Genomic DNA, 12946 nt, shown 5'->3' on the forward strand with positions numbered 1-12946 from the left:
GCTGCCGACGTTAACGGCGATGGCGTAGTCACTGTACTCGACTACGACATCATGATAGCCAACTGGTTCAAGACCGGCGATACTCAATAATCGCCTTAGTGAACTAACAATAATCAGGGAGGGTCTAAAAGCCCTCCCTGATTTTAGCTTTGGTACATATTATCCGTTACCCCGCTGCGAATTAACGACAAATAGGGTTTGCCTAAAAATAATTTCAGGTTCAAAAAAATAAATCTAAAAGAAATTTGAAAAAAGTATGCAAATTCTGTCCGTTTTCGAGTGGCAAAAGCGAATTATATATAGACGGTATCAGTAGTTAGCGGATGCCGTGCATCTAAAAGGAATTTTTCGATGAACAAGAAGCTCAGTGAAACGAATTATCCGAGCGTGATATCAAATGAAAAGGTCATAAGCTTGCGGCTAATAGTGGAGGGGAAAATGCTATCAAAACTTATTGTTGTTGCCCTAATGGCGATAACTTTATGTATGGCGCACATTGCGGTTGCATCTGACCCGAACGCACCTCCGTGGCGCGGATCAGCCGGTTCAACATTTGAAGAATGGGGATTTAACACAAATAGTAACCCTGCCGCTCCGGAGACTGTAAGCAATCCCTATGGCATGCCGAGCGCAGTTATTGACTACGAGCGGCCATTTGGCAGTGGTTGGAAGAATAGCATTCCGGCTGTATACGGTGCAGCGCAGGGCTGGTGGGATATTGCCAGAGGATCAATCGCGTTGAGCATTATTAACCATCCATACCTGGGTTATGACATATCAAAAGATATCCAGGTTCAAGTTGTTTATTGGAAGGATATCAATGACGCTCCGACCGTACTGGTAACACCAACGGCTATACAGATAAACAAGACAACCACGTTGGTAGCATCGGGTCCTACGGGCGGAGCTTGGTATCTGGATCTATGGATATTCCACGTGAATCCTAATATGAATTCTGAGGTTATTACAGTAAAAGGCCACCCTACAGCGGGTTCGCAGATAGACAGAATTGTGGTGGACACTCGGTACACAGAACCTCCTCCGACAACCGTGGACTTTGTTTGCACGGTCACCCTGGTGGATTGGGCTGGCGGAGACGCGCCGACGACCGCGACCGTAACGGTTGATGACGTGCTCTATGCCGGCAATCCTGTCGCCCTTACAGGCACCGGTTCTGTACGTACCTGTACAATCCCTGGCTTAACTGATATTGCACATAAAATCAAAGTGAAGCCTCTTAAGGCTTTGAGCCAAACTATAACCGGCGTAACCCCACAGGCCTTTAGCTGTCAGTGCGGCGACAACAATGATGACAACAAGATTGATGACTTGGACTTCCTGAGAGTCATCGGCAACTTTGGAAAACCCCTTCCGGATGCTATTCTTGGCGACGGCAACGGCGACGAGAAAACGGATGACTTGGACTTTCTTAGAGTCATCGGTAACTTCGGAGGATCCGGAACCTAAGATTGTTCTATTAATTAAGCAAGAGCATTCTCTGCAGGCATTGAGGTCGAACTGATTGGGCCGTTTGTCACACGGTCAATTAACATATTCTCTAGAGGGAGAATCGCGATAGAGAATCAGGAAACAGAGCTACTGCGCAGTTGGCAGAGTTCCTACAGCAGAGGGAACAGCGCCGAATATTACGGAACTCTTTTGGTTAATGCGGAAGTACCCGTAAAACGCGTAGTGTTTAGCGATATAACTGAATTGGACTAAATGGAGGTAAGTATGCCTGGATGACATTAAAATCAACCTAGTAATCACTAACTTTGATATAGTAGGTGATCCAATCTAAACAAAGGGAATTAACTGGTAGTAGTACCAATTTAACAGTTAAATTTCCAAAAAAGGACTTTGTGGTCCAATAATTGCTTCGTTTTTAGTATAGAATTTAAAGAAGGTCTTATGTAGATAATACATAGAAGGAGTATTCGATGAAAGCTTCAGCTTTGTTTGTTTTAATTGTATTGATTGCATGTACAGTGTCAGGGGCATTTGCCTCAGTTCCGTCCGCTTCGACGTCCCAAACCTGGACGTTTGCCACAGATGCTAACCCTGCCACACCGGATCCTGTGAATAATCCCTATGGTTCGCCGACTGCTTTGATTACGGTAGATGAAAATGGCACTGGTTATTGGGATACCATGCCGGATGTCTACGGTTCAGCACAAGGTTTCTGGGATATTGGAACAGGCTCCATTGTTCTAACCATCCCCAACCGTCCGAATGCAGGTCCCAATTCCTATAAGGACATCACACTATGGGTGAAGTATTGGAAGGATATCAGCGATGTCCCCAATGTGCAAGTAAATCCGATAGCCCAGTTGATCGGATTCAACACCGAATTATTAGAAGCTGGACCTAATGGTGGGGCTTGGTGGGCAGATACCTGGTCATTCCACATTGTGCCTAACCCTGATAATGAGACGATTACTCTTACTGGCAACCCCATGGGCTCGCTAATAGACGAGATCAGAATCGATACCGTCTGCGTTCCTGAACCCGGCAGTCTTATGGCTCTTTGCTCTGGACTTATTGGAGTTGTCGGACTTGCTGCACGCCGCAAGCGCGCTTAAACTGGGCGTATAACACATTATAGCCGGCGGACGAAACTTGCTTTATGAGTATCGGTCGCCGGTTTCTGTTTTATTGTAGATGGATGTAATCTTACTCATCTATGATGCGTCATTATTCAAGATGCTCCCTTCGCCTTCCCTAAAACAGCACCCGATAAGTCTCCCCTGCGTGGCCTTTGAAGCGGATTACTGAGGGTTCTAGGTGTTCGAAATCTACTTTGCTATTACTTTGAACGTCAGTTACCGTTTGGCCAAGGGGGACCCTGAGGGTGCAGGTGTTTGTTAATGAAGTGGTGATGAGCGTATGGGTTAGACGGCTGGCTTTCCAACCTATTGAAACATTGTAGCCGCCTCGCCCGCAAAGACCATAAACGACCCCATCGGGCCAAATAGCGGGGAGGGCAGGGAGGATGTTGAGTTCACCCGTGTGGCTTTGCAGGAGCATTTCGGCGATTCCTGCACAGCCGCCTAAGTTGCCGTCGATTTGGAAGGGTGGGTGCATATCGAATAGGTTTGGCGCCGTACACTTTTGAAGCAATGTTTTTAAGTGGGAATAGGCGGTGTTGCCTTCTTCAAATCGTGCGAAGAAATTAACAAGCCATGCCCTGCTCCAACCGGTATGACCGCCGCCATGAGCTAGTCTGAACTCAAGTGACTTCTTTGCTGCCTCTGCTAGCTCGGGCGTTCCTCTCAGGGTGATTTGATTTCCCGGATGAAAACCGAACAGGTGAGACATGTGCCGATGACCCGGTTCGGATTCGTTATAATCCTCAGCCCACTCCTGAAGCCGCCCGCTCTTGCTGATCTGCAATGGAGCTAAACGATCTAATGTCAATTTCAACTTATCGCGGAAGTCGGCCTCCAAGTTCAGAGTTTCACTTGCCGTGATGCAGTTGGTAAATAAATTGTGGATGATCATGATATCCATAGTGGCGGCGTAAGTGAAATCTGTTCGCGTTCCGTCAGGCATTATGAGCGAATTTTCCGGTGAATGTGACGGGTTAGTGACGAGCCGACCCTTAGGATCTTCGAGGAGGAAGTCCAGAAAGAACTCGGCGGCCTCTTTCATGATTGGGTACGAGTTATCGAGGAGGTAATTGTAATCGCCGCCAAACAAATAGTGTTCCCAAAGATGTTGGCACAGCCATGCAGCGCCCATCGGCCAAACGCCCCAAACCCCATCCGCAGGCGCAGTAAAACCCCAAATATCGGTGAGATGATGAACCACAAACCCGCCGCAGCCATAATGGACCTTGGCCGTTTTTCGTCCGGGTTCAATAAGGGTTTGCAGGAGGTCGAAAAGGGGCGTGTGGCACTCGCTGAGGCCGGTTACCTCCGCCGGCCAGTAATTCATCTGCAAGTTGATATTCGTGTGGTAGTCCGAGTTCCAGGGCGCTTCAATCAGGTCATTCCATAAACCCTGCAGGTTCGCCGGAAGTTGCCCAGGTCGCGATGAACCCATGAGCAGATACCGTCCAAATTGGAAGTAAAGTACCATCAATCCGGGGTCATCCGCTCCTTCTTGAACCGCATTTAGCCTTTCATCAGTCGGCAACTCATCAAATGGGCTTTCCCCCAAGTTCAATTGCACTCGGTTGAATAATTGCTGATGGTCTTCCACGTGGGCATTGATGACTTTTGAAAAGGAACTCATCGTGGCTGCGCGTAGGGCATTCTCGCAGGATGCTAATGGGTCATTGCCGTAAAAATCGGTGGCTGCGGCAAGGAGAAGGGTGACCGAATTGGCGCCTGTGATTGAGAGAGAGTCTTTATTCGCTGATATATCCCCACCTTCTGGAAGGGCAAACAGGTGAGCTTCAAACTTCATCCACTGATTGCCAATTTGCCCTCTTAGAATGAGTTGATGCGCGTTTGCTGCAATGCATTCGGCATCCTGTTCGCGGGTCATTTTGGCTTTTAGACTGATTTGTCCGGGTTTGTCGCAGGTGAGGCGAATGGCTATAACCTGGTCTGGTGTTGAAGCAAATATCTCTCTTATGAACTGGGCATCGCCAATCTTATAGAACACCCGCGCCATGCCCGTTTCCAAATCCAGCTCACGTCGGTAGTCAGTGACCTCATCATGTCCTTCGAAATCTAGCCATAAATCGCCGAGGGACTGGTAAGATTTCACACGGCAGGGGTTGCCGAGCATGTGCTTGGATGCAAGTTCTTGAGCCTCACCGTTCTTGCTCTCGAAAATAAGCTTTCGAACCTGTGGGAGATACTCCAAGGCTTCAGGGTTATTAGCATCCTGCGGGTGGCCGTCCCAAAGAGTATTCTCGTTAAGCTGGATGCGCTCGTTGGCTGTTTTACCGAAGATCATCGCCCCTAATCGGCCATTGCCGATGGGTAGAGCTTCAATCCACTCATTCGCAGGCTGCCGATACCAGAGCATTAGTTGGCTATTCATTTCTACTCCCAGGGTTTTAGGATAATCTTAGCGCATTCGTGTGAGGCGGAGACTTCGAAGGCTTTCTGCACCTGGCTCATCGGGAAGATGTGGGTGACAAGCCGATCGATGACGGGCGATTGCTGTATAACCTGCATAATGCTGGGGAAGAGGTTTAGATTATAATGCCATGCCCCGAAGAGGGTGCGTCCTGGGCCGATTAGATCGCCGCTGATATAAACTGGCGTTGCATCGCTGCACTGACCGACGAAGCCGACAATCCCTTTAACTCCCGTTCCTTCAATACATACCCGATGGGCTTTTGGTGAACCTGAGCAATCGATTGTCTTATCCGCGCCGTGACCATCGGTTACTTCACGAATCTGACCAACAACGTTTTCGCTGCTGCCATCCAAAACAACTTCAGCGCCAAGAGCCTTTGCGTATTCCATTCGCCAGGGAATGGAATCGATCGCTATAATTCGCGCTCCTCGATAGGCCGCGTTCACAATGGCGCCCATTCCGACCGGACCGAGACCAGTGATGAGCACTGTGTCGAAAGAATCGAGCTTCATCATATCAAATGCCCCAAAGGATGGACCTAATGCACAGCAGGCAAGGGAAGCGTGCTCATAGGTGACATCATCGGGGATGGGACTAAGGAGCCAATCAGGCTTGACAATATATTGGGCATAGGTTGCAGATCCCGTCTCCGAGCCTGTGAAGGAAGTGAAATCGTATGAATTCTGGCAGTGGATGAAGTCGCCTTGAACGCACAGTCTGCACTTACCGCAAGAATATTCAGGCTGCACCACAACTCGATCACCAACTTTTACACGGCAAGGTTGAGCCACTTCCACGACTTCCCCCGCCGCCTCATGGCCAAAACCTGAACAACAGTTACCCTCTTCGAAAGCATGATACTCGTTGCACATCGGTGTGGCGTGTATTTTAACCACCGCCCAATTCGCGATAGCTTTTGGATCGGGTACATCAATCAAACCTACCTGGCGCTTTCCTAATATCTTGACCTGTTTCATACTGCGCTCCTTGGTATTCAGGCAAGGTGATAGGTGATGGGTTTTAGGTGATAGGTCCAGATTTACGGATCTAGCTTCGATCCCTCTGCCCTATCACCTATCTCCTAATACCTAACACCTTCGTCTGAAATACGAACTACTTCAGATACATCTCGATAACCGGTACCTGCACATTCGGTCTGAGGGTGGGGAGACGGACTTCTAAAGTATTGCGAGGATTATCGCCTTTGCTTGGGTGCATACTGAGTTCGGATGCATCGTTGAGCAATTGGCAATAGGCCACCTTGTCGGCAAAACCGTCAAAAGCAATTTCGCCTATGGGCCAGCTATACATATGGACGTAGAGCCGTTTCTTGTCAGGGTTGTAGGTTAGACGGCAATCCTGGGGCTGCGGGAACTCATTGGGAGCTTCGGTGCAGCCGTAAATAGAACGACCGTGCAGCCTCATCCACTCGCCCATGCCCAGCAGACTCTCTTCTGCGCGTACATCGAACTCGCCGCGAGCCGTTGGGCCTACGTTCAGCAGAAGGTTTCCGCCTCGGCTGACGGTGTCGATAAGCATTTTGACGAGTTGGTCAATGCTCTTCCAGCCAGTCTCATCGCGATGGTAGCCCCATGAGCCTGAGAAGGTTTGGCAAGTTTCCCACAAAACGCGTTTGCCGTTACGGGTTGGCCATTCGCGCTCCTGACTTTGCTCAGGGGTCACGAAATCATAGCCACCCTCGACGTCTTCGAGATTGAGGCGGTCGTTGATGATGATGTTGGGCTGGCACTTGCGGCACATGGCGATGAGCTTTTCGGATTGCCAATCATCGCGTCCCTTGCCGTCTTCGCCGGGATACGAGAAATCGAAGAAGAGATAGTCGATTTGACCATAATTGGTAAGAAGCTCTTCAACCTGGTTGTATAGGTACTGAGCATACTTTTTGACGTCGCGCTTAGGGTTGGTTTCGCGCAACTCCTGATTGGCGGTCATTGGGTGCAGACTGTCGATGGGGAAATCAGGATGATGCCAGTCGATTAATGAATGATAGAACCCAACCTTAATCCCTTCGGCGCGGAATGCATCGACCATGGGGCGAATGAGATCCTTGCCGTAGGGGGTATTAGGGGCTTTATAGTCGGTGTACTTGGTGTCCCAAAGGCAGAAGCCTTCGTGGTGCTTGGTGGTGATGACAAAATACTTCATGCCTGCGGCTTTGGCATAACTCGCCCATTCCTCTGGGTCGTAGAGGTCAGGGTCGAACATATCAAAGTATTTCTGATAGTCCTCGTCCTTGATGCGCTCATTGGCCTTTAGCCATTCATGGCGGGCTCCCAGGGCATAAGTGCCCCAGTGAATGAACATGCCAAATCGGTCGTGGACAAACCACTTCCATTTATCGGGTACGAATACAGGATTGTTATCCATTTTGAATTCCTCCTAGATTATTTCATGAAAAGTTCGATGACAGGGATCGTGACATCAGGTTTGATGGTGGGCAGCCCGCGAGCAAGGGTATTGGATTTCGCCAAACTCTTTCGGTATAACCGTCTATTCCATGCCGAGCGGCCATCGCATAGACGCCCCAATGCATAAACAGCCCAAACAGGTCGTGAAGGAACCATTTGAACTTATCCGGAACCTGAAACTCCTTTATGCCTAACTTTTGCGCACACATTACCCGCGATTCTACCCGCGCAATCCGGCAAAGGTTAATGGTTGAAGAGGAAAAGCATTAGTAATTGCAGGGAAGGGTGTGCGAATCGAGAGCGAGAAAATCCCTGAGTCGGTGAGATACCGGCGCTATGGGCTACTCAGGTTCTTCTTTGGTATCGCCAGAGATTACTTGGTCGGCTTTTTGTGAGACGTCAGTCTTATCTTTCGGCCCATTCTGAGAGGGGTGGAGTTCCTCGAAGATGGTTTTAATAACGGCTAAGGTAGGTACTGCGAGGAAAATACCGATTATGCCGAAAAATCCGCCCATTACCAATACAGTGAAAATCACACTAACTGGATGAAGCTTCAATCCACTGCCATATACCAGTGGGACAATTAGGTTGTTTTCGATCTGTTGGATGACAACAAAGCCGATAATAATCCAAAGAGCCATAATGGGCTTGTCGGCCAGCATTACCAGAGTAGGTGGAACTGCCGATAAAATAGGGCCGATGGTTGGGACGATCTCAAGCAATCCAGCTAATATAGCAAAGAGAAAAGAATAGGGCACATGCAAAATAAGTCCAAGCAAAATCCATGTGAGTAAAAAGATGGCTAGCATTCCCACGCCCAGGGATAAAGCCCATTGACGCATCATAAAGCCTATCTTTTGAAGCAATTTTGTCGCAAAATCTCTGTGATCCGCTTTGACTATATTTAAAAGTCCTTCAACTATTGGCTTCGGGTTGGCGAGGATGTAAATCACGCTAATAAACAAGACAATTGCGCTTGCCACAAGACTAACAGCATTAAGCGTATAAGTGCCGATGCGGGAAAGGATTTGACCAGTACCTTGCGAAAGCATCTGGCTTATCCGGTTTGGATTGACAGAAGGAATCTGCGCGCCAATTTTCCCTCCTTTAGCTGTAAGCCATCCTTGTACATTATTTAGATAAGTAGGGAGATGGCTAAATAGATCTCTTGTTTGGCTAGCGGCTAAAGGAAAAACCAACCAGATACCAACGCCGATAGTGATTAACATCAGCAGTGCCATGACCCCAACGGATAATGGTCTGGGTATCTTATGGCGTTCCAACCAACCAACACAGGGATTCAGCACAATCACGATCAAGGCCACCAAGCTGAACAGGATCACGATCCCTATGATAGCGGCAATAAAGCGAAGTATGAGAAAGACCAATGCAGTAAAAAGCACCCCAAACACGATGAGTCCACGGATATCCCCAACCGTTAAGACCTGCTTATTAGTCACATCAACCCTCCTAATTTAAACGTATGATATTTTATCATACCAACCCGTTCAATCGAAGCCCCCGTTCAATCACTATCTCAACGAACTGACAAAAAGATAAAAAGACGACTTCTTATTTTGTTGTGGTTTCTACGTTTGGTTGGGCAGCGGGAGGAGCTGCAGGGTGGGGAGTCGGTGTGCCGTTCACCAATATCTTGCGCTCCACTTCATAGGTCTTAATTTCATTACCAACGAATAGAGATACTCTGACCTTTTCACCCGGTTTGCCTTTTAAGGCATCCTGACATCTTTTATAGGTAGCCGGTTGAATGAGAGTGCCGTTGATAGCTGCGATCATATCCCCTCTTTTAAGCCCAGCCTTTTCCGCAGGAGAGCCTTTGATAACAAAGAAGATAAGGAGGCGGTTTGTAATCTGATCAAAATCGGTGAGTACCCCTATCTCACCTTCTTTTGGGATATAGTCCTCTGTCTGCCACCTTTCAAGGAAAACATAACGTCCTCGAAAATCGATCCAAGTATTATAATTCTCCCAGAATTTTGTCCCAATAAGGCCATCCTTTTCTTGGCTTGAGCTGATAGCCCCTTGGATTGAAGCAGTGGCATCATCGATGTGGATAGGCCCTATTCCTATATCATGGATATAGCATTCATAGGTGTCGTGGGTGCCACTGACATCCCTGGCGCCATGAACGAATTCAGGTTTATTAGGGTATATCCCCCACCTTTCGGCTGCGTGTCGGAAGATAACGAATGCCTGGCCAATACACCCGGTGTCGAGTACCATTTTGCCCGGCTTTCCTCCTATAGATACAGGTAAATAAATCGCGAAAGTACCGCTGGTTGGGTCGATAGGAATGAGCCACGAACTTTTACCGTCGGCTTTCATTTTGGTGAGGTCTTTCATCTCTCGAGGATAGAAGCGCATCTTCTTTTCCTTCATATTGATTTCGAGAACGTATTCCCACCAAGATTGAAGGCCGATAATCCCATCAATTGGTTCTTTATGCGTACCGGAACCCCAATCGAGCTGTGTTGCCATTACATCTACAGACTTCGTCACATCAAGCTCGCCGATTTGCAGCTTATTAACTTTATAGGTTTTATTGACAACAACACCGGTTGGGCTTATTCCCATGCTCTCGCCTTTTGGATCGCCGACATCGAATTCCGAACTGATAGCAAGGGCGCTGCCCCAACCAGTGTCGAACATGAAGTTACCCGTCCGTTTTCCGTTCACCAGCGCTTTAATAATAATCATATCATCCCTAAATACAAACGGGATCTCAATGACCTTCTGAAGCGGCTTGGTTGTCGTTTTTGGGACGACTTTTGAGGCAGGAGCACGCACATGCTGTGGCGATACGGCAGCGCCCCATGCGCTCAGAGCCATTAGCATCACGGTTATCCAAACAGTGGCCCTTTTCATTATGCGATTTTCTCCTTGAATGTTAACCCCTACGTATCACGCGCAACCCGGAGTAACTCCTGCTCTGCATCATTTGTCCAGAAACGGCCTTGTTCTAGCTTGGTATAGACCGTAGGGTATCTGCCTTTTAGTTCATCCAAATCCATCAGTGGTAGCTCAACAAAGTGAGGTAGGATGACGATCTTGCCGGGGAATCGCCCTTTAATCACCGCTTCCATCCCCTCTTTAACTGCATTCATTCCGCCGATAGCAGCCAGTGATGCTCTGGTTTGAAGCTGGCCCTCTTCCATCAGGTCAAGCGCGCTCTTCATATCATCCATACTCGAACCACTCGACCCATAATATTGGACGCCTTTTGTGACGACAGGAGTCAACTCAAAGTTAGCGATAGTGCCGCGTGCAGCGCCTGCAAATATATTCATCGCTCCGTTTGGTCCAACCCACTTTGAGCCATGCTCGATTACAGGCACCACAGGCACCATGCAGACGACATCATCGAAACCATCACCCGATAGCTCTTTCAACTTCGCGTCGAATTCATCAGGAGTCATTTCTTTTGGATTAATAGTTACGAACTTAATGCCGCGACTTTCAGCCAACGCGCCATAACGTTCTCGGCAAGTTTCTAACCGTTCGCCATCCACGTCCGTAGCGACCACAAGTTTAGGCGGATTGGGAAGTTGGACCGCTCGTTGAACGTGCATTTGTCCCATTGGCCCGCCAGCGCCGATGAACCAGGCCTTGCCGCCGGCTATAAGCTCGGCAGTTCGTTTGGCTTCATAGGTTTTTGCCATATCGGTTCCGGTCGTGCCGACAATCTGCCAGTTGTCATAGTGAATACGGCCAACATCGGTTTTGATGGGGCGATCGAACGGAGTAGTTCGAGAGATGCTGCACACACCGCTATAGGCGAGTTGCAGGATTGCCGCTTCGATCACATCGGTAGGCACTTCGCCAATTAACAAGATATCATCAAATCCCATGCCATCAGTGTAATCTGCCCTAATTTGGTCCCAATCGAGAGCGCCTTCAAAATCAACTATTTCGGTCTCAGGCAGTTGGTCTTCCACATCACCCGAGAGGCCTAGTGTGAGAATTTGGCTTGGAATACCGGCTTTGAATAGCTCGGCTATATCTGCCTTGCCGCTTGCCTGAATGATGAGCATCTTGCCTTTGTCTTTGATGTTATGGCGGTAATTAATGTTATAAGCAGCAACAACGCAGGCCCAAGGCTCGACGAGAGAAGCTTCAACAACGCCCGTATCCGTCTTGATAGGCAGCAGGTAGGTTCCAGCATCGCCATCGATCATTTCTGTTGGAAGAACCTGATATTGAGCCAATCCGCCTTTGAACACATAGCCGAACGCCATGGATTTACCATTGAAGAATACGTCTGCCTGGACGATGTAGCGGACTCCTTCTTTAAAACGTTCTTTTATCGCATCGCCGACTTTAACAATGGTACAAGTCGCTTCATGCCCAAGAACCACTGGATCGGTCTTAAGATTTCTGCCCGTCAGCTTAGGGTGATTGTCGCCTAAGTTAATGACCTTGGTATCGCTGAAGCATAAGCCGCAAGCTTCGATGCGGACTAATAGCTCATTGTGACCGACTTCCGGCATAGGAACCACAGATGGTTTGCCTTCATCGCCCAAGTTATCGAGGCCTGCGCCATATAAATGCCATTCTAAATTATTCTTTGGTAAAGTTTCTACTTCCATTATTTTTCCTTCCTAGACAAGCCATCAATCAACTTTTGACGATAATGTTCGTCAGGGCGGTCTTGAATCCTTTGTGCAATTTCATGACTAAAAGCATGAACGCCGCCCATTTGCATTGCGCCCAATAAAATTCGGGCAGTCTTCACAGCCATCGATGTCGTTGCTTCAACCGCTTTAGCGGTCTCACCGAAGGATATAATGCCGTGGTTCTGCATAAGGATCATGCGAGGGAGTACCCCATAAGTGTGCACATATTCTTCAACTTTTTCGCGAAGTTTTTTGGAAAGCGCATTGCCCGGATCGGTAAATTCAATCATGCAAGGCGCAATTCCGCAGTTTACGATTTGATCGGGGAACATCGGTTGTTCCATCGCCCGCCAATTAATTGAGCACAAAATTTTGTTGACAGCTGTCGCGTGAGTATGAGCAACAAAATTAATCCCAGGCAGGGTTAGCAAATACGAATGGAAGAAGGTTTCAACTGAGGGTAAAAGATTAGTGCTTTGATCGCAGCGGCAGCCCAAAAGGGTTTCTTTGACCTGCTCATCATTCAAATTAGGTTGGTCGAGGGTTGGGATGATGCGGTCGAAGCGGCATTTCACAAACCCGTCTGCCTGTATTCCATTAAGCTGAAACCCGCTGGCCTTGATGCAGAATTCCTGATCATTAAGTTTCGCAGAGGTATTTCCCTCGCCCAAAATTACTAAATCCATATCCGGATGAGCCATCCGATTCGACATCATAATAAGTTGGTCAAGCATAGCATTATCGTCCATAATATTCCTTTCAATTTCGTTGTATTACCCATATTATGCAATAAGCAGAGCTATAGGTTCAACAGGTAGAAGGAGAAAGGCCGAATTCCAAAAATCT

Annotated in this window: 10 protein-coding genes; 2 read left to right on the forward strand and 8 right to left on the reverse strand. The window is 48.1% G+C overall.

Features of this window, described 5'->3' with window-relative positions:
* Positions 1 to 438: 438 nt before the first annotated feature.
* Positions 439 to 1467: a hypothetical protein gene (locus tag WCO51_03685; GenBank protein ID MEI6512358.1), complete on the forward strand. Its 1029-nt coding sequence runs from the start codon at positions 439 to 441 to the stop codon at positions 1465 to 1467.
* 473 nt (positions 1468 to 1940) lie between these two features.
* Entirely contained in the window at positions 1941 to 2582 is a 642-nt protein-coding gene (locus WCO51_03690) for a PEP-CTERM sorting domain-containing protein (GenBank protein MEI6512359.1), read from the forward strand.
* Between the two features lie 139 nt (positions 2583 to 2721).
* On the opposite strand, the gene WCO51_03695 is transcribed toward WCO51_03690, so the two are convergent.
* From WCO51_03695 to WCO51_03730, 8 genes are all read right to left on the reverse strand, one after another.
* Positions 2722 to 4995: a glycoside hydrolase family 95 protein gene (locus tag WCO51_03695; GenBank protein ID MEI6512360.1), complete on the reverse strand. Its 2274-nt coding sequence runs from the start codon at positions 4993 to 4995 to the stop codon at positions 2722 to 2724.
* A gap of 2 nt (positions 4996 to 4997) precedes the next feature.
* Positions 4998 to 6014: a zinc-binding dehydrogenase gene (locus WCO51_03700; GenBank protein ID MEI6512361.1), complete on the reverse strand. Its 1017-nt coding sequence runs from the start codon at positions 6012 to 6014 to the stop codon at positions 4998 to 5000.
* A 136-nt stretch (positions 6015 to 6150) separates the two neighbouring features.
* Positions 6151 to 7425 (reverse strand): alpha-L-fucosidase, encoded by a 1275-nt coding sequence (locus WCO51_03705; protein MEI6512362.1) that lies wholly within the window; start codon positions 7423 to 7425, stop codon positions 6151 to 6153.
* Positions 7426 to 7442: 17 nt separating this feature from the next.
* Complete coding sequence (locus tag WCO51_03710) at positions 7443 to 7622, reverse strand: hypothetical protein (GenBank protein ID MEI6512363.1); 180 nt, start codon at positions 7620 to 7622, stop codon at positions 7443 to 7445.
* A gap of 185 nt (positions 7623 to 7807) precedes the next feature.
* Entirely contained in the window at positions 7808 to 8926 is a 1119-nt protein-coding gene (locus WCO51_03715) for an AI-2E family transporter (protein ID MEI6512364.1), read from the reverse strand.
* A gap of 112 nt (positions 8927 to 9038) precedes the next feature.
* A complete protein-coding gene (locus WCO51_03720; GenBank protein ID MEI6512365.1) occupies positions 9039 to 10352 on the reverse strand; it encodes an aspartyl protease family protein in 1314 nt (437 codons plus the stop codon).
* Between the two features lie 29 nt (positions 10353 to 10381).
* Positions 10382 to 12073: a zinc-binding dehydrogenase gene (locus tag WCO51_03725; GenBank protein MEI6512366.1), complete on the reverse strand. Its 1692-nt coding sequence runs from the start codon at positions 12071 to 12073 to the stop codon at positions 10382 to 10384.
* Positions 12073 to 12849: a class II aldolase/adducin family protein gene (locus WCO51_03730; protein MEI6512367.1), complete on the reverse strand. Its 777-nt coding sequence runs from the start codon at positions 12847 to 12849 to the stop codon at positions 12073 to 12075. The genes WCO51_03725 and WCO51_03730 overlap by 1 nt, the downstream gene beginning before the upstream one ends.
* Positions 12850 to 12946 lie beyond the last annotated feature (97 nt).

It is taken from the genome of bacterium (assembly GCA_037131655.1).
GTDB lineage: Bacteria > Armatimonadota > Fimbriimonadia > Fimbriimonadales > JBAXQP01 > JBAXQP01.